Raw genomic sequence first — 25,459 nt, 5'->3', positions numbered from 1 at the left:
CGAAAGAGCGGAAGACGGGATTCGAACCCGCGACCCCCACCTTGGCAAGGTGATGTTCTACCACTGAACTACTTCCGCAAACTATGAGCCATGAAGGACTCGAACCTTCGACCCTCTGATTAAAAGTCAGATGCTCTACCAACTGAGCTAATGGCTCTCGCTAACAGGATGTGGTGTGTTAAGAATTATCAGTAGGACTACATCCTTCTCTTAACTCCCTGAGTATATCCTGTATTGAAAAGAACAATTTTAAACCATAAAAATAAAAATGGTGCCGGCAAGAGGACTTGAACCCCCAACCTACTGATTACAAGTCAGTTGCTCTACCAGTTGAGCTACACCGGCGCTATAAAAGTCAAAGTGGTGGAGGATGACGGGATCGAACCGCCGACCCCCTGCTTGTAAGGCAGGTGCTCTCCCAGCTGAGCTAATCCTCCATAGACAATGAAATCGGTAGGGACCCAAGCCCCTACCAATAATATTCGCTTGGCAGCGTCCTACTCTCACAGGGGGACAGCCCCCAATTACCATCGGCGCTGAAGAGCTTAACTTCCGTGTTCGGGATGGGTACGGGTGTAGCCTCTTCGCCATCACTACCAAACCGGCTGCGGCTTCCGATAAGCGGCGCATCTCTGCGTCAGCTTGCTTCTCGAAACCCTCGCCCTGCATATTACAAGGTGGTGAAGGTACTTTCTTCAATATGTTTAGACATACTGAAGGTTCTATTCCTTCAAAACTAGATCATACGGTTCACGACTACCGAGTTTAAATCGTTAGAGAAGTCCTCGATCGATTAGTATCTGTCAGCTCCACACGTCACCGTGCTTCCACCTCAGACCTATCTACCTGGTCATCTTCCAGGGATCTTACTTGCTAGGCAATGGGAAATCTCATCTTGAGGGGGGCTTCATGCTTAGATGCTTTCAGCACTTATCCCGTCCGCACGTAGCTACCCAGCGATGCCTTTGGCAAGACAACTGGTACACCAGCGGTGCGTCCATCCCGGTCCTCTCGTACTAAGGACAGCTCCTCTCAAATTTCCTACGCCCACGACGGATAGGGACCGAACTGTCTCACGACGTTCTGAACCCAGCTCGCGTACCGCTTTAATGGGCGAACAGCCCAACCCTTGGGACCGACTACAGCCCCAGGATGCGATGAGCCGACATCGAGGTGCCAAACCTCCCCGTCGATGTGGACTCTTGGGGGAGATAAGCCTGTTATCCCCGGGGTAGCTTTTATCCGTTGAGCGATGGCCCTTCCATGCGGAACCACCGGATCACTAAGCCCGTCTTTCGACCCTGCTCGACTTGTAGGTCTCGCAGTCAAGCTCCCTTGTGCCTTTACACTCTACGAATGATTTCCAACCATTCTGAGGGAACCTTTGGGCGCCTCCGTTACTCTTTAGGAGGCGACCGCCCCAGTCAAACTGCCCACCTGACACTGTCTCCCGCCCCGATGAGGGGCGTGGGTTAGAAGTTCAATACAGCCAGGGTAGTATCCCACCGACGCCTCCACGTAAGCTAGCGCTCACGTTTCATAGGCTCCTACCTATCCTGTACAAGCTGTACCAAAATTCAATATCAGGCTACAGTAAAGCTCCACGGGGTCTTTCCGTCCTGTCGCGGGTAACCTGCATCTTCACAGGTACTATAATTTCACCGAGTCTCTCGTTGAGACAGTGCCCAGATCGTTGCGCCTTTCGTGCGGGTCGGAACTTACCCGACAAGGAATTTCGCTACCTTAGGACCGTTATAGTTACGGCCGCCGTTTACTGGGGCTTCGATTCAAAGCTTCGCGTAAGCTAACCTCTCCTCTTAACCTTCCAGCACCGGGCAGGCGTCAGCCCCTATACTTCGCCTTACGGCTTCGCAGAGACCTGTGTTTTTGCTAAACAGTCGCCTGGGCCTATTCACTGCGGCTCCTCCGGGCTATTCACCCAGAAGAGCACCCCTTCTCCCGAAGTTACGGGGTCATTTTGCCGAGTTCCTTAACGAGAGTTCTCTCGATCACCTTAGGATTCTCTCCTCGCCTACCTGTGTCGGTTTGCGGTACGGGCACCTGCTTCCTCGCTAGAGGCTTTTCTTGGCAGTGTGAAATCAGGAACTTCGGTACTTTATTTCCCTCGCCATCATCGCTCAGCCTTCGTGAAGGGCGGATTTGCCTACCCTTCAGCCTTACGATTTGGACGCGCATCCAATAGCGCGCTTACCCTATCCTCCTGCGTCCCCCCATTGCTCAAACGGAAGTGAGGTGGTACAGGAATTTCAACCTGTTGTCCATCGCCTACGCCTTTCGGCCTCGGCTTAGGTCCCGACTTACCCTGAGCGGACGAGCCTTCCTCAGGAAACCTTAGGCATTCGGTGGAAGGGATTCTCACCCTTCTTTCGCTACTCATACCGGCATTCTCACTTCTAAGCGCTCCACAAGTCCTTACGATCTTGCTTCTCAGCCCTTAGAACGCTCTCCTACCATTCCTTACGGAATCCGCAGCTTCGGTGATACGTTTAGCCCCGATACATTTTCGGCGCAGAGTCACTCGACCAGTGAGCTATTACGCACTCTTTCAATGGTGGCTGCTTCTAAGCCAACATCCTGGTTGTCTAAGCAACTCCACATCCTTTTCCACTTAACGTATACTTTGGGACCTTAGCTGGCGGTCTGGGCTGTTTCCCTCTTGACTACGGATCTTATCACTCGCAGTCTGACTCCCAAGAAACAAGTCATTGGCATTCGGAGTTTGTCTGAATTCGGTAACCCGATGAGGGCCCCTAGTCCAAACAGTGCTCTACCTCCAAGACTCTCTTACTTGAGGCTAGCCCTAAAGCTATTTCGGAGAGAACCAGCTATCTCCAGGTTCGATTGGCATTTCACCCCTACCCACACCTCATCCCCGCACTTTTCAACGTGCGTGGGTTCGGGCCTCCAGTAAGTGTTACCTTACCTTCACCCTGGACATGGGTAGATCACCTGGTTTCGGGTCTACGACCTCATACTCATTCGCCCTATTCAGACTCGCTTTCGCTGCGGCTCCACTTTATCAGCTTAACCTTGCATGAAATCGTAACTCGCCGGTTCATTCTACAAAAGGCACGCCATCACCCTTTAACGGGCTCTGACTACTTGTAAGCACACGGTTTCAGGATCTTTTTCACTCCCCGCCAGGGGTGCTTTTCACCTTTCCCTCACGGTACTGGTTCACTATCGGTTACTAGGGAGTATTTAGCCTTGGGAGATGGTCCTCCCGGATTCCGACGAGATTTCTCGTGTCTCGCCGTACTCAGGATCCACTCTGGAGGGAACAGGATTTTAACTACAGGGTTGTTACCTTCTTTGACGGACCTTTCCAGATCGCTTCGTCTACCCTGTTCCTTTGTAACTCCGTATAGAGTGTCCTACAACCCCAAGAGGCAAGCCTCTTGGTTTGGGCTGTTCCCGTTTCGCTCGCCGCTACTCAGGGAATCGCATTTGCTTTCTCTTCCTCCAGGTACTAAGATGTTTCAGTTCCCCGGGTCTGCCTTTCTTACCCTATGTATTCAGGTAAGAATACTACCCCATTACGGGCAGTGGGTTTCCCCATTCGGAAATCTCCGGATCAAAGCTTACTTACAGCTCCCCGAAGCATATCGGTGTTCGTCCCGTCCTTCATCGGCTCCTAGTACCAAGGCATTCACCGTGCGCCCTTACTAACTTCTCTAAAAAAATGCATATAAGCGGCAAATTTCGTCGTTAGCTTCATATGAAGCTTCCTCGAACTTCTTGCTTTTCTGCACTTTTTTAACTCACAATCGGAGATTGTGGTTAAAAATAAGTTGGCTTTGCATTGCCCTGCGAATATGGCAACACCAACTGTTTGGTGATTGAACTACGACTCGGTGTTCTTTCTTTTCACAAAAAGAATTGTCGTTTGCGTATGATCTAGTTTTCAAGGAACATGTTTTGAAGGATTGTCCCTTCAAAACTGAACACAAGTTCGCTGCTAGCGTCGTTTTGTATCGTCACCTAAGTGACGAGTTTTCCTTAGAAAGGAGGTGATCCAGCCGCACCTTCCGATACGGCTACCTTGTTACGACTTCACCCCAATCATCTGTCCCACCTTCGGCGGCTGGCCCCAAAAGGTTACCTCACCGACTTCGGGTGTTACAAACTCTCGTGGTGTGACGGGCGGTGTGTACAAGGCCCGGGAACGTATTCACCGCGGCATGCTGATCCGCGATTACTAGCGATTCCGGCTTCATGTAGGCGAGTTGCAGCCTACAATCCGAACTGAGAGTGGATTTGTGGGATTGGCTCAGCCTCGCGGCTTTGCGACCCTTTGTTCCACCCATTGTAGCACGTGTGTAGCCCAGGTCATAAGGGGCATGATGATTTGACGTCATCCCCACCTTCCTCCGGTTTGTCACCGGCAGTCACCTTAGAGTGCCCAACTGAATGCTGGCAACTAAGATCAAGGGTTGCGCTCGTTGCGGGACTTAACCCAACATCTCACGACACGAGCTGACGACAACCATGCACCACCTGTCACTCCGTCCCCCGAAGGGGAACCCTCTATCTCTAGAGGTAGCAGAGGATGTCAAGACCTGGTAAGGTTCTTCGCGTTGCTTCGAATTAAACCACATGCTCCACCGCTTGTGCGGGCCCCCGTCAATTCTTTTGAGTTTCAGCCTTGCGGCCGTACTCCCCAGGCGGAGTGCTTAATGCGTTTGCTGCAGCACTAAAGGGCGGAAACCCTCTAACACTTAGCACTCATCGTTTACGGCGTGGACTACCAGGGTATCTAATCCTGTTCGCTCCCCACGCTTTCGCGCCTCAGCGTCAGTTACAGACCAGAGAGCCGCCTTCGCCACTGGTGTTCCTCCACATATCTACGCATTTCACCGCTACACGTGGAATTCCGCTCTCCTCTTCTGCACTCAAGTCCTCCAGTTTCCAATGACCCTCCACGGTTGAGCCGTGGGCTTTCACATCAGACTTAAAGGACCGCCTGCGCGCGCTTTACGCCCAATAATTCCGGACAACGCTTGCCACCTACGTATTACCGCGGCTGCTGGCACGTAGTTAGCCGTGGCTTTCTGGTAAGGTACCGTCAAGGTACCGCCCTATTCGAACGGTACTTGTTCTTCCCTTACAACAGAGCTTTACGATCCGAAAACCTTCTTCACTCACGCGGCGTTGCTCCGTCAGACTTTCGTCCATTGCGGAAGATTCCCTACTGCTGCCTCCCGTAGGAGTCTGGGCCGTGTCTCAGTCCCAGTGTGGCCGATCACCCTCTCAGGTCGGCTACGCATCGTTGCCTTGGTGAGCCACTACCTCACCAACTAGCTAATGCGCCGCGGGTCCATCTGTAAGTGATAGCCGAAGCCACCTTTCACCTTCAAATCATGCGATCCAAAGGGTCATCCGGTATTAGCCCCGGTTTCCCGGAGTTATCCCAGTCTTACAGGCAGGTTACCCACGTGTTACTCACCCGTCCGCCGCTAACTTTAGGGAGCAAGCTCCCTAAAGTCCGCTCGACTTGCATGTATTAGGCACGCCGCCAGCGTTCGTCCTGAGCCAAGATCAAACTCTCCATAAAAAGAGCAAGCTCTTAACTGTCTTACTTTAAAATCAACGACGACCGTATCCATTTGGATTTGGTCTTACTAGCAGGTTTGTGTTCAGTTTTCAAAGAACAATTTCTTGTTTTGTCACTGCGAGAGCGACCTTTATATAATACCAAGTTCATCATTCAATGTCAACACCTTTTTTGTTAGGCGATTGATTTGAATTTCGAACAACGTTGATAACTATAGCATGGTTCAAATCTTCATGCAAGGTGTTTTTTATCATTATTTATAAAAAAGCTGACCAACTTGTTATGAAGTTGATCAGCTCTTGGTCTTTAAGATTGGTTACGCATAAGCGGAAAGAGCAATACGTCTCGAATTGACACGGAATTTGTTAGTAACATGACGAGACGATCAATTCCTATACCTAGACCACCCGTAGGCGGCATACCGTACTCCAACGCCTCAACAAAATCTTCATCCATCTCATGGGCTTCGTCGTTTCCTTGTTCTTTCTCAACGAGCTGAGCTTCGAAGCGCTGTCTTTGGTCAATAGGATCATTAAGTTCTGTGAAGGCATTGGCGTATTCGCGACCTACAATAAACAGCTCAAACCGGTCTGTAAAGCGAGGATCCTCCTCGTTTTTCTTAGCCAGTGGGGAAATCTCCACTGGGTGACCATAAATAAAAGTGGGTTGAATGAGAGTCTCTTCTACTATTTGTTCAAAAAACTCGTTAACGATGTGACCGTATAGCATATTACTGTTTACTTCTACACCATGTTCTTTTGCATGTGCTCTCGCTTCTTCTGTTGTCGTGACTAGGAAGAAGTCTACACCAGTTACCTCTTTGATTGCTTCGACCATATGCACCCGTTTCCACTGTGGCTCAAGATTCACGTTATGTTCACCATATTGAACCGTAGTAGTTCCTAACACTTCTTGTGCAATATGAGCAACGAGATTTTCTGTAAGTGCCATAATATCTTTATAGTCAGCGTACGCTTCGTATAATTCCATCATCGTAAACTCTGGATTGTGACGGGTTGAAACACCTTCATTACGAAATACGCGCCCAACCTCATAGACTTTCTCTAGGCCCCCAACAATAAGGCGCTTTAAGTGAAGTTCAATGGCTATACGCATATATAATGGCATCTCCAACGCGTTATGGTGGGTGATAAACGGTCTGGCAGATGCCCCACCCGCGATCGCATGCATCATGGGTGTTTCCACTTCTAAAAAGCCTTGTCCATCTAAATAGCGGCGCATGGATTGGATGATGCGACTACGGAGTACAAATGTTTCTTTGCTTTCTTGATTCGTAATAAGGTCTAAATAACGTTGGCGATAACGCTGTTCAATATCTTGAAGTCCGTGGTATTTATCAGGAAGCGGTCGTAGTGCTTTAGAGAGAAATGTAAAGTCTGTCACTTTAATAGAAAGTTCGCCCACTTTTGTTTTGAACACAGTTCCTGTAACACCGATAAGATCACCGAGGTCAGCTGACGTAAATGTTTCATAAGCCTCATCCCCGATAGCATCCTTACGAACATAAATTTGAATTTGTCCAGTGAGATCTTGGACGTGGGCAAATCCTGCTTTTCCTTTGCCGCGTTTTGTCATGAGGCGTCCTGCAACCGTTACCGTAATGGACTTTTCTTCTAAGTCTTCTTTTGTGACGTCGTTATATTGTGAGAATAGGTCTCTAGACATATGTGTCCGGTCAAAGCGCTTGCCGAACGGATCGAGACCTCTTTCTCTCATCGTTTCTAACTTTTCTCTTCTTACTTTTAACTGGTCATTAAGCTCTTCCACGAACGACAACTCCTTTATATTACGGGTGTATACACGAAAACTGCCAGTTAGAGTGCTGGCAGCCATGAGTCCTACGCTATTATAGAAAAGGTCACAAAAGCCTGTCAAATCTTATACAGCCTGAGAATTAGCGGCTTCCTTCGCCTCGATCTCTTCTACGAGACGGTCTAGTAGCGAGACAAGGTCATTCCGAGTTAGTGTTTCGTTAATATCTTTTCGGTATTTCGCACCGCCACGAACGCCTTTTAAGTACCAGGCAGCGTGCTTGCGCATTTCACGTACCGCGATATCTTCATTCTTCAAAGAGATGAGTCTGTCTAAATGAAGCTTACAGACTTCTATCTTTTCTCGCACAGAAGGCTCATCAGCTAGTTCGCCCGTTTCTAAATAGTGTACGGTACGGTAAATCATCCAAGGATTTCCTAGTGCTGCGCGTCCAATCATCACACCGTCGCAACCTGTCTCTTGCAGCATACGCTCCGCATCTTGAGGTGTTTGCACGTCCCCATTTCCGATTACAGGAATGTTTACTGCCTCTTTCACTTCTTTAATCATACTCCAGTCGGCAGTACCTTCATACATTTGGACACGTGTGCGACCGTGGAGAGCTACAGCTTTTCCACCAGCTCTTTCGATGGCACGTGCATTCTCAACAGCATAGATATGGTCACTATCCCACCCCGTACGCATCTTTACTGTGACGGGTTTATCGACAGCGTCCACCACTGCAGACACCATTTCGTAAATCTTGTTAGGGTCTAACAGCCATCTTGCTCCCGCGTCACACTTTGTGATTTTCGGAACAGGGCAACCCATGTTAATGTCAATAATGTCAGCGTTACTGTTCTTGTCTACAAACTTCGCCGCTTCTACGAGGGTTTCCCGCTCGCCACCAAAAATTTGCAAGCTCATTGGTTTTTCTTGTTCGTCGATATAGAGCATGTTCATCGTTTTCTCATTTTTGAATACGATCCCTTTGTCGCTCACCATCTCTGCACAAACAAGGCCTGCTCCAAACTCCTTCACTGTTAGACGAAAAGCGTAGTTACAAACACCAGCCATAGGGGCTAGCACAACACGGTTTTTAATTTGAATATCTCCGATTGAGAACATGTTTGTTTCCTCCTTGTTGACCTCTTTACTCTTCTGGAGTGAGGAGCTTTTTGTCGATCTGTAATTCTTCAGCTACTTTTTCAACTAGAATTTGCGAAGGCATACGGTTGCCACGTTCTACTTCTCCCAAAATAGAAACCGATATATCAATAGACTTTGCCAGTCCTTCTTGTGTATACCCTTTTAGCTTTCGATAGGCGCGGATTTTACGTCCCCATTTCTCTGCTTCCATGGTCGAACTCCTTTAGCTACGGATTGGTTCTCTAGGATTTCTGAGAGTGGTTTGTCCATCCCGGGCAACTGTGCACTCGGAGCAATTTCCAACAGCGGGACGAGTACAAATGCTCGTTCATGCAATCTCGGGTGGGGAATCGTTAACGTTTCTGATTTATAATTTTCTTGGTTAAACAGCAAAATGTCAAGGTCGATCGTTCTAGGACCCCAGCGAAACAAGCGCGTGCGTCCTAAAGTTTGTTCTATGGTTTGTATACACCGCAACAATTCTTGAGGGTGAAAAGTCGTATCGATAGCAACGACACTATTTAAGAACGGCGCTTGATCTTCGAAGCCTACAGGGTCTGTTTCGTAGAGTGAGGAAACTTGTACAACGTTAATTGCCTTATCCTTAGTAAGTGCCTCCACAGCATCCTGAAGGAAACGGGAACGGTCACCCATATTTGAACCCAGTGATAGGTATGCTCTATTCATAGGCTGTGCGCTCTCTAGTCACTTCAACCGAAACCTCTTTATAGTGCCCAGGAATTGGTGGATCTGGTTTAATGACTTCAACAGTGACAGCTTGTACATGCGTGAACTGTTGAAATATCACGGCAGTTGTTCGTTCAGCTAGAGTTTCTACTAGTTTTACTGGCGTGCCCTCTACCACTTCCTTGCACAGATTGTACACGTCACCATAGTTGACAGAGTATTGTAAGTCATCTAACTTACCAGCCTTTTGCAAAGAGAGTTGCAAAGTAACATTCATTCGAAAACGCTGTCCCAGTTTTGTCTCTTCAGGAAAAACGCCATGATAGCCGTAAAACTCCATTTCCTTCATCCGAATGCAATCCATGATTATCCCTCTTTTCTTAACAATATATCCATAACGGTGGCGAGTCTTTTTGCTTCCTTTACATCGTGTACGCGCATAATGTGGCAACCTTTTTGTATCCCGTAGGCCACCGTGGCGAGCGTGCCTTCCATTCTTTCGTTCTCATCGGTTCCTAAAATATGCCCGATAAACCGTTTTCTCGATGTTCCAAGGAGAACAGGAACTCCTAGCTCGACGACTTTTTCTAGTTGCTGTAGCACGGTTATATTATGTTCGAATGTTTTTCCGAATCCGATACCTGGGTCTACAATGAGATGCTCTTCAGGAATGCCCATCTCTCTGGCTACATCAAGGCGTGATTGTAGATAAGCACAAACATCTGCCGCGACGTCGGTGTACTGCGGTTCCTTTTGGTTATGCATCAGGATAATCGGAACTTCATAACGCTTCGCCACGTTCAATGTAGACGGACTCTTTTCGCCTGCCCACACATCATTCAATACAGCGGCACCCGCTTTCACTGCTTCCTCAGCCACTTCCGCTTTGTATGTGTCCACAGAGATGGGTACATCCGTTTCGTCTGCCAAGCGCTTGATTAAAGGCACAACACGTTCGATCTCTTCTTCCGCTGTGACGGTATCAAACCCCGGTCGTGTCGATTCACCACCGATGTCGAGCACGTCTGCTCCATCCTTGACGAGATGTAAGGCGTGGTGTACTGCTGTATCTAAATTCGTATACCGACCACCATCCGAAAACGAATCCGGGGTGCGATTTACGATTCCCATAATATAAGTTTTCTCTTGAGAAAAAAGATGCGATGGATTGCTCATGATCGAAACTCCCTCACTCAGTCAAATTTTACTTGTCTTCATCATACTAAAGCACTTCCTCACCCGCAACTACCTGTTCATAACTTCCAAAACCTACAAACAAAGGCGCCCCCTTCTTAAAAAGAAGAGAGCGCACGCTGTTTACTCTTGTTCAAATTGATATAGAGGTGTGCTTAAATAGCGTTCTCCGTTCGATGGTAGCACGGTGAGTACCTTTTTGCCTGGTCCTAACTCTTTTGCTACTTTGATGGCTGCGAAAATGGCCCCACCAGAGGAAATGCCCCCTAAAATGCCTTCTTCTTTCGCTACCCGACGAGCATACTCAAATGCATCTTCTGTTGTGATATGAATGATTTCGTCGTAAATGTCCGTGTTTAAGATGCCGGGAACAAAGTTAGCACCGAGACCTTGGATTTTATGTGGTCCTGGCTTTCCACCTGCCAATATCGGTGAATCTTTAGGTTCCACAGCGTACACTTTCAAATCAGGGTATTTTTCCTTGAGCAGTCCGCCTGCCCCTGTAATCGTTCCGCCTGTACCAATACCTGCTACAAAGGCGTCTAACTGATCGCCCATTTGTTCAATAATTTCTTTCCCCGTTGTCTCACGGTGGACTTTTACGTTAGCTGGATTTTCAAATTGCTGTGGCATAAAGTGGCCTTTTTCTTTTGCCAGTTCTTCTGCTTTCTTTACAGCACCGGTCATTCCTTCTGGTCCCGGAGTAAGTACTAGCTCAGCGCCGTATGCCCGTAACAGATTACGACGCTCCATACTCATCGTTTCTGGCATCACGAGAAGCGTTCGATATCCTTTTGCAGCAGCCACCATTGCAAGGCCAATTCCTGTATTACCGCTTGTTGGTTCGACAATGGTATCTCCTGCTTGAAGCTTCCCAGTGCTTTCAGCGTCCTCAATCATTGCAAGGGCAATCCGGTCTTTTACACTGCTTCCCGGGTTCATATACTCTAATTTGACGTACACTTCTGCCATGTCTTCGGTTACGAGTCGTTGAAGTTTCACAACCGGTGTTTCTCCAACGAGCTCCGTGATGGAATTTGCGATCCGAACCATATGTACACCCCTCTTAATTCATAGTAGAATGATTGGTTTTACTGTAACAAGGATATGAATAGGCTGTCAAACGAAAGGGTAAAGCGCATAGCCATTTTATACGCATCATTAAGCTATTTTAACAGTTCCACCTTGACTATCACTTAATCGTCATCACATCTTCATCATTCGCTCTCACCTCTTCACCAGCCACGTTCAATACTACACGTTGCCCTTCAGCTAAGTTAGTGAAAATAATAGGAGTGATCGTCGACTTTGCCTTTTCACGAATCACATCGAGGTCAAAGGTAACAAGCGTTTGGCCACAGCGGACTGCATCACCCTCTTTCACGTTTACATCGAATCCTTCTCCTTTTAAATTGACCGTATCGATCCCGATATGCACGAGCACCTCGCGTCCGTTGTTTCCTTGCAAACCAATTGCGTGCTTCGTCGGGAACACATTGACAACGGTTCCGTTAATCGGAGATACGACTTCTCCTTTAGATGGCTCAATTGCGAATCCATCTCCCATCATTTTTTGTGAAAACACCTCATCTGGTACATTTGTGAGTGGAACCATTTTACCTGTTAGCGGTGCAACAAATGAATCGTCTGCTTCCCCTTGTTTATTGGCGAGGCCAACAGGGTTGACTTCCTCCACCTGTTGCCTAACTTCTTGCTCAGCAGTCGTTTCTTCTCTTTGCTTTCGCGGGGTGCGCCCTTCCATAATATCTTTCATTTGTGATCGTATGGTGTCAGAACGCGGACCAAAAATTGCTTGAATGTTATTGCCCACTTCTAGTACCCCGGAGGCACCGAGCTTTTTCAAGCGTTTTTTGTCAACATGGTCTTTGTCGTTTACTTGTACTCGTAGTCGTGTAATACACGCGTCGAGGTTGGAAATGTTCTCCTTACCACCCATCGCGTCAAGAATGTCGTGAGGGAGGTCGTCTGAGCTACCTTTCGACGAGGGAACTTCTTCGTCTTCGTCTTCCTCCGTTTCACGACCTGGAGTTAGTAAATTAAACTTACGAATGGCAAATCTAAAGCCAAAGTAATAGACAACCGCTAACACTAAGCCGACGACGATGACAAGGTACCACGCTGTCCGGTTTTGCAAAACACCAAACAATAGGAAGTCAATTAGACCACCTGAGAACGTCATCCCAATTTTGACATTCAAAATATCCATTACCATAAAGGACAAGCCAGCAAACACGGTGTGAATCGCAAACAATAGCGGTGCCACAAACAGGAACGAGAACTCGATTGGTTCTGTAATGCCTGTTAAAAAAGAAGTCAATGCTGCGGAACCCATTATTCCTGCTACAACCTTTTTCCGTTCCGGACGCGCTTCATGATAAATTGCAAGGGCGGCAGCTGGCAATCCGAACATCATAAACGGAAACTTCCCTGTCATATATGTACCAGCTGTTAACTCCGCTCCATCCTGTAATTGTTCGAAAAAAATACGTTGGTCACCACGAATGATATCTCCCGCTGCATTTACGTACGAACCGAATTCAAACCAAAACGGCGCGTAGAAAATGTGATGTAATCCAAACGGAATTAGGGAACGCTCAATGACCCCAAAAATAAATGCCGAAAGAGTGGTATTTGCCTCCAATAAGTTTGTAGAAAATGCATTCAAACCTGATTGTATAGGTGGCCACACGAGTGTTAACAGCACACCTAACAAAATAGCACTAAATGCAGTAGCAATGGGAACAAAGCGTTTACCAGCAAAAAAACCTAAGTATGATGGCAATTCAATGTTGTAAAATCGCTTATACAAATAGGCGGCAAGTGCACCGACGATAATTCCCCCAAAAACACCTGTTTGCAGCGTCGGCACTCCTAACAACGTCGCATATTTTGGCGAATCCAACGTTTCTGTGGGGATGTTTTCCAACGAGCCAAATTCAATAACACCCATGGTAACGTTCATAATTAAGTAGCCAAGTAATGCAGCAAGACCAGCAACACCTTCTCCCCCCGCTAGCCCTATCGCTACTCCCAGAGCAAACAAAACAGGTAAGTTATCAAACACAATGCCTCCTGCGTTGCTCATTAATTCCCCAACAAAAGCAAATACATTATTATCAAAAAACGGGAACCGCGTCAGAAACTCATCTGTTAAGAGCACGGTTCCTAGTCCGAGTAAAATCCCAGCAGCAGGTAAAATTGCTACAGGAAGCATGAGTGCTTTTCCAACCTTCTGTAAACTTCCGAATATCCGCTTCATTCTATAACTCCTTTCACGTGAAAACTTTTTTAGACTTTCCTATTGTAGGAGCGTTTATTCACGAAGGCAAGAAATTCATTTCGATTAAAACTAATCAAAAAAACCTGCCGTATATTACGACAGGTCTCCATAAAACCATTCAACATCCAAATCTCTCCAAAATGATTCAACTGTATAGGGGATGGTCATTTCTTCTAAAGCGAGTTGGCGACGGAGAAATCCTTTTACTTCTTCAAATGAATACTCTTGACCCTCAATTTGTTCATGAAGAAAGACTACCGCAAATCCTCCATCAGTTTCGATTGGATCTGTCCATTCCCCGGTTTTTATAGAACGAATCGGGTCTACGTAGGCGGCTGGAATGTCTCCTTCTTCTAAAAAGCCTAGCGAACCACCCGCGTCTGTTGATGTTGGATCAACCGATCGTTCCATAGCGATTACATCAAACGGAGTCCCATCTTCCAATTCGGTTAGTACATTTTCTGCGGCCTCTTTTGTCGGCACCACAATGTGTGAGAGTCCATACAGCGCAGGTACTTGGAAGCGACTCTTCTGTTCTTCGTAAGCTTGTCGCAAGCGTTCCTCGTCAATGACAACATCCTTTGTTAACCATTCTTCTAGCAGGACAGTTTCACGAATGCTGTTTTTCCAAACCTCATTCCCATTCGACCACTTTAACTGCTGAGGAAAAGATCCACGAAGCAACGTCCATTCACGGATTAAATCTTCCTCTGTCAATTGCAATGCTTCCTGCTCGGCCATCTCACTTGTAACGGCTTGGTTAATGAGGTCACGTAGTACTTGTTTGCCATAGCGCTGCTCGAGTGTAATCAGCCAATCTTCTCTCGTTATAGCTTCACCATTTACAGTGGCAACGGTTTCCTGATCTGGAGTCAGTACGTCGTCATCTCCACCGACAAGCAGATACAACGCGAGCGCATTTGTAAGAAGTAACAGTCCAATGACGAGTTGATAAAACTGTACATTTGGACGTTTCATTCGCGTATTCATCGCGACTCTCGTTCCAGTGTTTCTAACTCATTTTTAGTAAACATGTATTTTTCGTTACAAAAGTGGCACTCTGCCTCCGCTTGCCCGTCCGTTTCAATCATGTCCTGTAGCTCTTCTGGACCTAGTCCCTTCAAAGCATTCTCAATTCGTTCTTTAGAGCATTGACATTGAAAGCGGACTGGTTGCTCTTCCAGTATGTGCACGTTGCCTGCCCCGAGAATCTCTTCAACCATCTGTACAGGTGTATATCCATCCTTAACTAACGACGAAATGGGACGCATCTTAGACAGCGCATCCTCAATTTTTGTAATTGTTTCATCGTCTGTACCTGGAAGCAATTGAATGAGAAAGCCGCCCGCTGCAAGTATGGAGTTGTCAGGATTGACAAGTACACCAGCCCCCACTGAGGAGGGCACTTGTTCTGAATTAGCAAAGTAGTAAGTAAAGTCCTCTGAAATCTCACCTGATACAAGCGGTACTTGTCCTGAAAACTGCTCCTTTAATCCTAGATCCTTCGCAATCGTTAACGTACCTTCTGTTCCAACTACTGCTGCCACATCCAGTTTACCCGGAGCTTTTGAACCGAGATGTGTTTGCGGATTGGTAACATATCCACGGACTTCTCCCTTTGCATTAGCATCAGCAATAATTGCACCAATCGGTCCACCACCATCTACTTTTACAGATAGCTTCGCGTCACCCTTTAGCATCGAACCCATCATCAGAGCAATCGTCATCGTACGTCCCAACGCTGCCGAAGCTGCCGGCCACGTTGCATGCCTCACTTGCGCTTCAGAGATGGTGTCAGTCGTTCGAGTTGCATATACACGAACTTTTCCATCAAAAGCAAGTGCTTTAATTAAAGTATCTGCCATCATTTTCACCTTCTTTTAGTCTTCAATTCCTTCTACGTTGCGTTCATAAATGAGCTTTAAACCTTTTAATGTCAAGAACGGATCGACTACATCAATGATTGTACATTCTTTCGCGATCAGTTTCGCAAGGCCACCGGTAGCAATAACGGTTGGCTTTCCATTCGCTTGGTCCATCATACGCCGGACGATTCCTTCAACTTGACCTACATATCCATAGAGAATTCCCGCTTGCATGGCCGACACGGTGTTTTTTCCCACAACTGCCCCTGGGTCCGTCATTTCAATACGAGGAAGTTTTGCTGCTTTTGCGTACAACGCCTCAGTAGAGATGTTAATACCCGGCGCAATAGCTCCCCCCATATATTGCCGGTGTTCATTCACGTAACAATACGTCGTTGCAGTACCGAAATCAACAATAACAAGTGGACCTCCGAACTCATGTGTGGCTGCGACCGCGTTAACAATCCGGTCTGCGCCAACTTCTCTTGGGTTGTCGTACTTAATATTGAGACCTGTTTTCACACCTGGTCCAACAATGACCGGCTCAACGTGAAAATACTTTTGACACATTCTCTCTAGTGAAAACACAATTGGAGGCACGACAGAAGACAAAATAACACCTTTTATTTCTTCAAAACGTATCCCGGCATGATCAAATAATGATTTTATAAACATCGCGTACTCATCTTCCGTTTTATTCCGATTTGTTTCAGCACGCCAATGATGGATAAGCTTGTCCCCATCATATACACCTAACACAATATTTGTATTCCCAACATCCAGCACAAAAATCACGTATCTCACCACATTTTCTGTCTAAAATCATCCCCATCATACCACAAAGTCTTCTAGAAAGTAGCAAACTAACCACTCCAGAATACGGTAGGCCATACAGTCGGTACGCAAATTTGCTTTCAAATTCTTAGTGATGTTATTTCGGTGTAGCTTCTTATCTGTTTTTCTAGTGTAGGTGTCTTTATACAAATAATACTGCTATTACCTATTTTACTTTCAGACGAAAAAGAAGCCCTCAATAAAGGGGCTCCTTTTTCCTGCCAATATTACGATCTAGGTTTTTCGTCATCCTCTGTCTCTCGAGAACGGTCTTCTGTAATCGCTTGTTCTTCTTTCGCGTCTGGAATCGGACTATCTTCTAGATTAGGGGTTGGAACGTCTTCTCTCTTCTGGATGGTTACTTTCATATCACCATCTTTACGTTGTTCGGCCACAGGTCCTTCCGGTAGCTCCCCATGTTCAAGTAGGTGTTCGATCTGTTTCGCATCCAACGTTTCAACTTCTAGTAATGTTTTCGCAATTAACTCAAGCTGGTCACGTTTTTCTGTTAGGATTTCTTTCGCTTTGACGTAACATTCTTTAATGATGCGCTGAATCTCTAAATCGATTTCGTACGCGATCGAATCCGAATAGTTTTGGTCATTTGAAATGTCACGACCTAAAAATACTTGCCCACCTTGCGCTTGACCAAATTGCAAAGGACCTAATTTTTCACTCATTCCGAATTCAGTCACCATGCGCCGCGCCATACCCGTTGCACGTTGGAAGTCGTTATGGGCGCCTGTGCTCGCTTCACCGAAGATGATCTCTTCGGCCACACGGCCACCGAGTAGGCCCGTTATTTTATCGAGCAACTCTGGTTTTGTCATTAAGTAACGGTCTTCTTTCGGCAGCATAACTGCGTAACCCCCAGCTTGACCACGTGGAACGATCGTTACTTTATGCACGATCTCTGCTTCCTTCAACGTTACTCCAATCATGACGTGACCCGCTTCATGGTGTGCAACAATCCGACGCTCTTTTTGCGAGACGACTCGGCTACTCTTCGCAGGACCAGCGATAACACGGTCAGTCGCTTCATCAATATCGAGCATATCAATACGTTTTTTATCTCGCCTTGCTGCTACAAGCGCAGCCTCATTCAGCAAGTTTTCAAGATCTGCACCTGAAAATCCAGGGGTACGCATCGCAATAGCTTTTAGATCGACACCTTCATCAAGTGGCTTATCCCGAGAATGAACCTTTAACACCGCTTCACGTCCCGTTACATCTGGTCGATCAACCGTAATTTGACGGTCAAAGCGTCCCGGACGAAGTAGTGCAGGATCCAAGATATCCGCTCGGTTTGTCGCAGCAATGATGATGATCCCTTCATTAGCACCGAAACCGTCCATTTCAACAAGCAATTGATTTAACGTCTGCTCACGCTCGTCATGGCCACCACCAAGACCGGCGCCACGTTGACGACCCACCGCATCAATTTCATCAATAAAAATGATACAAGGTGCGTTCTTCTTCGCGTTTTCAAACAAATCGCGAACACGGGATGCCCCGACACCTACAAACATCTCGACAAAGTCCGAACCACTGATAGAGAAGAACGGTGTTCCCGCTTCACCTGCAACAGCACGTGCCAATAATGTTTTCCCGGTACCAGGAGGTCCTACTAATAAAACACCTTTCGGGATGCGCGCACCTACTTCAGAAAACTTCCGTGGATCTTTTAAAAATTCCACTACTTCAACAAGCTCTTGCTTCTCTTCATCCGCCCCAGCCACATCTTTAAAGCGAACCTTTTTCTTTTCTTCACTGTAGAGCTTCGCCTTACTCTTTCCGAAGTTCATCACACGGCTTCCACCGCCTTGAGCTTGGTTAAGCAAGAAGAAGAACAAAATGAAAATAATAATGAACGGAATCATTGTCGTAAAGAACGTGACCCATCCACTTGCCTCACGTTGAGTTAATACTTGTAATTGCACATCCTCGTTGCCCGCTATACTCTCGATGCGGTCAAGTACGACATTGCTTTCTGGAACAAACGTTAAGAAAGAATTGTCTTCACCCGCTAAACTACCACGGATTTCATAAACGCCACCCTCTGGTCTCATAGAGAGTTCTTCAACTTCTCCATTTTCCAGGTAGGCGATGAATTGGTCATAAGTTAGTTCATCGGTTGGTTCGTTGCTATTGTTAAACACACTCACAACCCCGATAATGACCAAAAAGATCACTACATAAAAAATTGTGTTACGAAAGATCCGATTCATCCCTTACCTCCTCCCACGGGAAAAAGACTAGTTAAAATAGTATCATAGTAAATCATACCATTACAAGGATTTGCACCTTGGCCTCTTTGTGTATCATAGCGCGGGTTCTGTTTGTTTTCTAACCCACTCCATAAGTTCCAATTAGACATGTTTCTTCCACTTAGCTTATGCTTCATCATTTGAAGTATATACTTCAGATTTTAACACACCAATATATGGTAAGTTACGATATCGTTCAGCATAGTCCAATCCATAACCAACAACAAAGGCATCTGGAACTTGAAAGCCAACATAATCGGCTACAATGTCAGCTTGTCGACCTGACGGCTTGTCAAGAAGTGTGACAATTTTGATGGACTTTGCCTTTCGATAGCGAAACAGTTCCACTAAGTAACTGAGCGTGAGTCCAGAATCAATAATATCTTCAATGATTAATACATCGCGCCCCTCCACTGAAGTGTCTAGATCCTTTAAAATTCTCACTTCGCCTGAGGAAACGGTGCGATTTCCATAACTGGATACGTCCATGAAGTCCATTTCCAGATGCGAATCCACCCGTTTTAGTAAGTCTGCCATAAAAGGCATTGCCCCTTTCAGCACACCGATAGCGAGCGGAAATACATTTTGATACTCTTGCGTAAGGGTTGCCCCTAACTCGCGAATCTTTTCTTGAATTTGCTCTTCTGTAATGAGCACTTCCTGTATGTCTTGCTCCAACATGTCCAAAAAATCCTCCTCGAGATTATTTCTGTATGTAACGCATCACCCATTCGGAACGACTCTTTTCGCTAGGTGATTGCCGCAACCCTACCACCCATAAAATCGTACCCTTTGCATCTACGACCACCGGCCAAGTTCTCCGTTTCTCTCGGGGGATTTTCGCGTCAATAAAGAGGCGATTTAACTTTTTCGTACCCTTTAGAAGTTGTATGCGATCCCCTTGTTGCGGAGCACGAATCGTAAGAGGAAACATGGCATTATCTGGTACTAGGTACGTTTCTGTATCCCATTCACAAAAGGGATTTCCCAATTCCTCGAGAGTAAAAGAATACTTCCCCCACTCAGCAGAGCTACTGCCTTGAAATAGCTGCACTCCCTTTGGAATTACGTTGGAAGAGGGAACTGTAGAAAACAAGAGTTCCTCATAAACACGCCGGACATGTATGCCTGCTGGGAGCTGTACTCGTAAAGAGGGGTGTGGTTCGTTCGCAATATGTAAGATGTCCTCAATGTGTTGTGCTGTCAGGGTGACAGATTTTTCTACACTTAGACAGTTTAATATTAGATGAATGGCTCTTCTTTGTAAAGGAAGTGCCCCCTCTAGAAACGATTGAAGAGAAATTGACCAGGACACAGCTGTCGTTTGAATCGTCATCCGTTCTACAAAACTCTTTGTCAACTGTTGTAACAGCTCTTCATCTTCTTGCAATCTGCTGGCAAGCGAGGATGCATGGCGAGCAACTTGAGGTGCTTCTTCTTTCAAGTTCGGTATCACATCATGCCGAATTCTGTTGCGTGTGTACGTTTTCTTTTGGTTAGAAGGATCTTCTCGATAACGGAGGTTATTTACTACGGCATATTCTCGTAGTTCCTCTTTCGTAAAGGAGAGTAGCGGACGATGCACTGTCCCATTTTCAAACGAACGAGATCGTGGTATTCCACTAAGTCCTTGCAGCGAGGTACCGCGCGCTAAACGCATCACCATCGTTTCTAGCTGGTCGTCCGCATGATGCGCTGTCAACAATATGCCGCTATGTTCTCTTTGCATCACCTCTGAAAAAGCTTTGTAGCGAGCAATACGTGCACGTTCTTGAAGAGAACCCTTTTCCCCTTCTTCCCTTACCGTAACTGTCTTCACGATACAAGGGATTTCCCACTCTTCACAAAGCTCTTGTACAAAGCGAGCATCCCGATAGGATTCTTGGCGTAACTGATGATCGACATGAACGACCAGAAGAGGGTGAGTCGGATTACGTAATTCTTTTAGTAAATGGAGTAATACGACGGAGTCAACTCCACCCGACACGGCGACTACTACACATTCGCCACTTTGGAACCACCTCTCCTTCTTACAAAGCGCTCTAAACTTATGTTGAAGCATTTTCATCTTCCTTACCTATCGTTTCATACATCTATTTTCTCATAGTTGATCATGAAGTCATACTACAAACACTTATGTTTATGTAACAACACTCTGTTCTAGATAACTTTTATGATCACGACGGGGTAACTACGTCTCTCCCTCTACAAATATTCCATGTATATGTAGAACCCGTACGCTACTGATACAAGTGCGACGAGACTTATACTTTCCACAGCAGAACTTTTTGGAGCTTGCGAGCTTTGCTGGATGTTTCCCTGCTGAGATCCAGTTGCTTGTTTATTTGTTTGGGGTGCCTTCTGCTGTTGAGTTGACCTTTGCTTCTTCTTCCGGTGAACTCTCGTTGTCGTCGTTCGATTTCCATTTACAGAGGTGGTGCGATTCCGAAGTGTCTCCCGCAAATCCGTTCGCATCTCTTCTGCCCTTACATATGCACCAATAATTGCCTTCCATAACACTTCACGATATGGATGGAATGCGTCTCGATCAGCTAGTGCTTTTTGTAATTGCTCCTTCGGCTGTTGAGACTTTTCAAACCGTTTCGGGTACACAGTATTTATAGTGACCATTGCAACGGCAAATAGATCATAGGCAGGATCGGCTTTTCTACCGCCCATTCCCCAGTAGCCTCGATCAAAGAACTCCGTATACTCTTTCACTGCCCGTCCTTGTAAGGTTGTCCCACCTACATCGATGCAACGGATACGAACTGGCGAGCCCGTCACGAGTAAATTTTCCGGTTTCAGATCTCCGAAAACCCACCCTTGCTCGTGAAGCCGCTGTAAATCTGAGAGCAACTGGAGAAGAAGGACTCCTGTCCAGCTATGTCCCCGTTTTTTTACAAAAGTGAGCAAATCCTCACCTTGTATATATTCCATGACATAAAATGGCACTTGTTTTCCCTGCAAGATACAATCGTCTACATCTAGCAAAGAAGGCCCGAGGGAAGACCCCTGGACCTTAGCAAATGACTTTAACACATTTACTTCTGATGTAACAGATGCGGTATCTTGGCTAAGTTTTACGGCGACCAACTCAGCTTGCTCATCTTTTGCTAAATACACTGTCCCATTCGCACCGAAACCTAACTCTTTTACAATCGTGTAGGAACGGTGATGCCATTTCCCGTACAGTGTTGTTCCCGCGCGCAGATTAAACTGATTCTTCAATTGAGGATTCATTATCATCGCGTCCTAACAAATTACGCAAAGAGCGTTGTTTTTTAGAAAAGTGGTCAATAGCCGTTTGAATCGCTGGACCCGTCGGTGTCACGCCACCCACATGCAATTTATGAAAATGGTTTGTCAATGACTCTAGTTTCGGTGTCCAGTCCTGCAATTTTTCGACATCTTTCTTTTTCCCGGGAAATACAAACAAAGCAAATTGGTTATTACCCATTCGCGCGTTCAAGCTTAGAGACAAGTCAACTAATGACTCTTTTACAGTAGGTAATTTGCGTTTCATGCTTGCAGAAGTATCGACAAGAATCAACACATTCAAATCGACAGTCTCACCCAATTCATCAACGACCTCCATGACTTCCCCACGCTTTTCAGGAGGCAACTCTTCCATAGAGACTTCACTACCTAGAATTTGCTGTAGCTCTTTATTGACAACCCCTTGAATGGTTTGTGTCATTGCTTTTCGTGTCACCATTTGAACAGTTTGGGATAATGCCTTCGCATATACGACTTGGCTTACACCACCACCCGATGCTGCGATACTTTCAATCTCGTTCATTCCTTTTTCATCTATTGTATCTTCTTCCATTACCCCGATGACATTTACTGAAATACCGTCTTCACTTGCTAATGCCGCCATCGCCACAGGATCTTCTCCTACATTTGAACAACCATCAGTAATCAACAAAATTTGTTTCAACGTACCTGGTTTCATAAGAATTCTCCCTCCTCAGTGTTAGTACCATCATCGACAGATCCAGTCGAATTTATACCGCCCGCGGAAGGAGAAGCCTCTTTCACTACGATGCCGAAGAGGAGAGTCGCTTTTTAACAGCGGATGCTGAGATCGCGGCCCACTTCGGTGTGTTGTGTTTTACGTGCGCCACTACGATTGTCATGTCATCTTCAATCTGACCGTTGCCTGCCCGTATAACTTCTTCTAGGAGTAGGTCTGCAATTTCTTGTGGATCATGGCTTTGCAGCTCCGCAATCTTCCGTTTCATCCACACGTCATAGTTTTCTATCGACGAGGGTCCTTCAAACACTCCGTCACTCATTAATATAAGTAAATCTCCCGCCTTTAAAGACTCCGATACAACATCTACTTCAAATTCTTCTACGATTCCGATCGGCAGATTGCTCGCTTCAACCGTCTTCACTTGCTTACCGCGTTTAATAAAACTTGGTGATGATCCAATCTTTATAAATTTAGACCGTGCGTCCTGTAAATCAATCATGACAAGGTCGAGCGTGGAGAAGATTTCATCTGTTGTCCGTAATGATAAAATTGAGTTTAATGACTTAATGGCGACTTGCTCATTCATACCGGATTGCAAAATTTTCCGTAGTAGCTGCAGCGTTTCATGGCTCTCGTGGTGCGCCCTTTCTCCATTGCCCATTCCGTCACTAATCGCAACCGCGTATTTCCCCATCCCGAGTTCTATAGTTGAATAACTGTCCCCAGAGACTAACCCGCCACCTTTAGCTGCATGAGCGACACCGGTATCTACAATAAAACGCTTTGCGGAGCGAAATGTTACGTACGCATAGCCGTTTGGGAACGCTTGTTCATCCTTTGTGTGTACGACGATATGTTCGCCTACAATATCTGATAATAGAGGTGCCAGTATTTTCTCTGCCTCCCCTTTGGAATAGCTTTTTGGAATTGTCATCTCAATATCAATGTTTCCTACTTCTAATGAATAGATTTCGATTTGTTCAATTTCTAACCCAAATGATTCTATCGCTTCAACTACTTGCTCTTCCTGTACTTCATGACTTTTCCGCTCTCTCTGAATTTCTTCTGCAAAGTTCCCCATTACTTCGCTCACTCCAAGCAGCTGCTCCGCCACAATTCTTCGACTCTCCTGTACTTGTCGCTTAAGCCTTTCATTGGCTTGGTAATAGGATAACTCTTGCAAAATAGCATCAGTCACCTTTTTCGAGCGCACACAATGCTTATCCCATTCTCTTCTCGTTCGGGACGATAGCTTTCCTTCGTTTTGGTCGTATTCAGTCATAATCGACTTCATTCCGTCATAGGTTGTATTAAAGTTTTTTGCCCAGCAGTGCTCCTTTTTGAAACACGTTTGGCATGTTTTTTCGGTGACATTACTTAGAAAATAATCAAGCTGGCGGTCTTCCTCCTTTCCCTTTTGTTCATCTAGACGGGAAAAGCTTTGACTTAAAGCTTCAAACACATGCGAAAATTGATCGACTCGCTTTGCTGTAACATCGCGCATCTTGCGAAGGTATTGTTGTTGTTCAAGCGAATATTCTGGTGTTCCTGGAATGTACTTAGCCAACTGTTGTACAAGGGCGTTCGGTGTCATGAGAAAAAGTAAGATAGCCGCTAAAGTTTCATAACCTGTTTGCGTTAAAGTGCCTCCCTCTCCCCCGTACAAACCAACAAGAAGAGTCGCGATAGCTAACCCGAACGCTACCCCGAGCTTTCTTCCTTCTCTTAATAAACCACCAAGTAGTCCCGCAAATGCCAGCAAACTCATTTGGTAAAAACTTGAAACGTTTGCCAAGCTAAAGACGAGACCCGTCACCACCCCTACAGTACTTCCTACTGTCGCCCCCGCTGTAAAGGCAAACAAAAGGACTAAGTAACGTGACATTATATGTTCTAGAGAAAGGTCGTAAACGCTCCACCCGATCGTACCCGTCATAACAGACGCCAGTAAGATCATTAAACAAACAATCTCTTCTGTTTTTAACGATTGTTTCCGCTTTTGTATGGACAAAAGCGGAACAGACTGCAAGAAGATTAACGTTAAAATAGCACCTAGGCTGCCTTCTACAAGTCCCATCATGCCGTCGTACAATGAAAAGCCACCTACAGCGAAGGAACTGGTCACAGTCGCTCCTGCTGTCAATAGTAACAAGTTGATGATCGGTAACCATTTCACTTCTTCGATTCGAAACACCCGAAACAGCCTCATTATGAGTAAAAATGTCCCCATTAATAAAAATGCCTTTAAAGCCGCAGTATACGATATAGTGAATGCACCAGCTGTTAATCCAAGCATCGCAACAGGGGCATGCTGCCGCTTCATCACATATACACTAACAAAGAACGGCAGTGTAAACGGCATGAGCTGTGATAGGATGAGAGCTCGTCCTAACAAAAAGCCTACAGCAAATACGATTACTCCTTTTTGAATCATCCACAAGACAATCGTCTGCAACAATTGATCTGTTCGTTCTGTGAGTTTTGTTCTTTGTCCGCGTAACGACCAGTCTCTTACCGGCTCCACATCGTACGTTTGTACCTTCTCCATACAAGAACACTCCTCGTTTTTCGAATAGTTGTTCTTCATTATAGAAAAAGCCGTGTCAAAATTTTGTCAAAATAGGTGGACAAGTTATAAAAATCGTTCGACGGTATGTGAGGTTTTCTTGGCAAATAAAGGGGCATTCGTCAATTCTCTTGCTAACTATGCGTACGCAATTGCACTAACTTTATCCGAGAATACTGCTACGGTAGGGATTCGCGCAATTCTCTCTTTTCCAACAATGCGACAAGTGCATTCGACGGCAAAGGAGATAGAAACCTTTACACCCC

17 protein-coding genes, 4 tRNA genes and 3 rRNA genes are annotated in these 25,459 nt (G+C 46.0%); all 24 read right to left on the bottom strand.

What is annotated here, in order from left to right; translation table 11 throughout:
- Positions 1-6 precede the first annotated feature (6 nt).
- Positions 7-78, bottom strand: a tRNA-Gly gene (locus HHK01_RS00920).
- A 6-nt stretch (positions 79-84) separates the two neighbouring features.
- Positions 85-157: transfer RNA gene (locus tag HHK01_RS00915), tRNA-Lys, on the bottom strand.
- Between the two features lie 112 nt (positions 158-269).
- Positions 270-345, bottom strand: a tRNA-Thr gene (locus tag HHK01_RS00910).
- Between the two features lie 16 nt (positions 346-361).
- Positions 362-437: transfer RNA gene (locus tag HHK01_RS00905), tRNA-Val, on the bottom strand.
- 47 nt (positions 438-484) lie between these two features.
- A 5S ribosomal RNA gene (rrf, locus tag HHK01_RS00900) occupies positions 485-601 on the bottom strand.
- 172 nt (positions 602-773) lie between these two features.
- Positions 774-3,697, bottom strand: a 23S ribosomal RNA gene (locus HHK01_RS00895).
- Positions 3,698-4,024: 327 nt separating this feature from the next.
- A 16S ribosomal RNA gene (locus tag HHK01_RS00890) occupies positions 4,025-5,575 on the bottom strand.
- The 16S, 23S and 5S rRNA genes sit together here with 4 tRNA genes alongside, the layout of an rRNA operon.
- 306 nt (positions 5,576-5,881) lie before the next feature.
- Positions 5,882-7,312, bottom strand: coding sequence for a lysine--tRNA ligase (gene lysS / locus HHK01_RS00885; protein WP_407646943.1), 1,431 nt, complete (start codon positions 7,310-7,312; stop codon positions 5,882-5,884).
- A 162-nt stretch (positions 7,313-7,474) separates the two neighbouring features.
- Positions 7,475-8,476: a tRNA dihydrouridine synthase DusB gene (gene dusB / locus HHK01_RS00880; RefSeq protein WP_170006000.1), complete on the bottom strand. Its 1,002-nt coding sequence runs from the start codon at positions 8,474-8,476 to the stop codon at positions 7,475-7,477.
- A gap of 25 nt (positions 8,477-8,501) precedes the next feature.
- Positions 8,502-8,708 (bottom strand): helix-turn-helix domain-containing protein, encoded by a 207-nt coding sequence (locus tag HHK01_RS00875; RefSeq protein WP_170005999.1) that lies wholly within the window; start codon positions 8,706-8,708, stop codon positions 8,502-8,504.
- Positions 8,660-9,184: a 2-amino-4-hydroxy-6-hydroxymethyldihydropteridine diphosphokinase gene (folK, locus tag HHK01_RS00870; RefSeq protein ID WP_170005998.1), complete on the bottom strand. Its 525-nt coding sequence runs from the start codon at positions 9,182-9,184 to the stop codon at positions 8,660-8,662. The genes HHK01_RS00875 and folK overlap by 49 nt, the downstream gene beginning before the upstream one ends.
- Positions 9,177-9,548: a dihydroneopterin aldolase gene (gene folB, locus HHK01_RS00865; RefSeq protein WP_170005997.1), complete on the bottom strand. Its 372-nt coding sequence runs from the start codon at positions 9,546-9,548 to the stop codon at positions 9,177-9,179. Before folB ends, folK begins: the two co-directional genes overlap by 8 nt.
- Before the next feature lie 2 nt (positions 9,549-9,550).
- Positions 9,551-10,360 carry a dihydropteroate synthase gene (gene folP, locus HHK01_RS00860; protein WP_170005996.1) on the bottom strand — a complete coding sequence of 270 codons (810 nt, stop codon included), beginning with the start codon at positions 10,358-10,360 and terminating at the stop codon, positions 9,551-9,553.
- A gap of 141 nt (positions 10,361-10,501) precedes the next feature.
- Entirely contained in the window at positions 10,502-11,431 is a 930-nt protein-coding gene (gene cysK / locus HHK01_RS00855) for a cysteine synthase A (RefSeq protein WP_170005995.1), read from the bottom strand.
- 139 nt (positions 11,432-11,570) lie between these two features.
- The gene (gene ptsG, locus HHK01_RS00850; RefSeq protein WP_170005994.1) at positions 11,571-13,658 is read right to left on the bottom strand and encodes a glucose-specific PTS transporter subunit IIBC; all 2,088 of its coding nucleotides are present in this window, start codon (positions 13,656-13,658) and stop codon (positions 11,571-11,573) included.
- Positions 13,659-13,772: 114 nt separating this feature from the next.
- Positions 13,773-14,657 (bottom strand): peptidyl-prolyl cis-trans isomerase, encoded by an 885-nt coding sequence (locus tag HHK01_RS00845; RefSeq protein WP_228027612.1) that lies wholly within the window; start codon positions 14,655-14,657, stop codon positions 13,773-13,775.
- 8 nt (positions 14,658-14,665) lie between these two features.
- Positions 14,666-15,544: an Hsp33 family molecular chaperone HslO gene (gene hslO / locus HHK01_RS00840; RefSeq protein ID WP_170008598.1), complete on the bottom strand. Its 879-nt coding sequence runs from the start codon at positions 15,542-15,544 to the stop codon at positions 14,666-14,668.
- Between the two features lie 15 nt (positions 15,545-15,559).
- Positions 15,560-16,339, bottom strand: coding sequence for a type III pantothenate kinase (locus HHK01_RS00835; RefSeq protein WP_170005992.1), 780 nt, complete (start codon positions 16,337-16,339; stop codon positions 15,560-15,562).
- 266 nt (positions 16,340-16,605) lie between these two features.
- Positions 16,606-18,606 (bottom strand): ATP-dependent zinc metalloprotease FtsH, encoded by a 2,001-nt coding sequence (ftsH, locus tag HHK01_RS00830; RefSeq protein ID WP_170005991.1) that lies wholly within the window; start codon positions 18,604-18,606, stop codon positions 16,606-16,608.
- Positions 18,607-18,771: 165 nt separating this feature from the next.
- Positions 18,772-19,326 carry a hypoxanthine phosphoribosyltransferase gene (gene hpt / locus HHK01_RS00825; RefSeq protein WP_170005990.1) on the bottom strand — a complete coding sequence of 185 codons (555 nt, stop codon included), beginning with the start codon at positions 19,324-19,326 and terminating at the stop codon, positions 18,772-18,774.
- Positions 19,327-19,348: 22 nt separating this feature from the next.
- Positions 19,349-20,707, bottom strand: a complete 1,359-nt coding sequence (gene tilS, locus HHK01_RS00820; protein WP_170005989.1) for a tRNA lysidine(34) synthetase TilS — start codon at positions 20,705-20,707, stop codon at positions 19,349-19,351.
- Positions 20,708-20,850: 143 nt separating this feature from the next.
- Positions 20,851-21,888, bottom strand: a complete 1,038-nt coding sequence (locus HHK01_RS00815; protein ID WP_407646917.1) for a protein kinase domain-containing protein — start codon at positions 21,886-21,888, stop codon at positions 20,851-20,853.
- Positions 21,860-22,603, bottom strand: coding sequence for a VWA domain-containing protein (locus tag HHK01_RS00810; protein WP_170005988.1), 744 nt, complete (start codon positions 22,601-22,603; stop codon positions 21,860-21,862). Before HHK01_RS00810 ends, HHK01_RS00815 begins: the two co-directional genes overlap by 29 nt.
- Before the next feature lie 85 nt (positions 22,604-22,688).
- Positions 22,689-25,175 (bottom strand): stage II sporulation protein E, encoded by a 2,487-nt coding sequence (gene spoIIE, locus HHK01_RS00805; RefSeq protein ID WP_170005987.1) that lies wholly within the window; start codon positions 25,173-25,175, stop codon positions 22,689-22,691.
- Positions 25,176-25,459 lie beyond the last annotated feature (284 nt).

It is taken from the genome of Bacillus fonticola (genome assembly GCF_012955605.1).
Classification (GTDB): Bacteria; Bacillota; Bacilli; order Bacillales; family JC228; genus Bacillus_CG; species Bacillus_CG fonticola.
The sequence above is the reverse complement of the archived record's forward strand: the minus strand, read 5'-3'. Positions and strand labels throughout refer to the sequence as shown.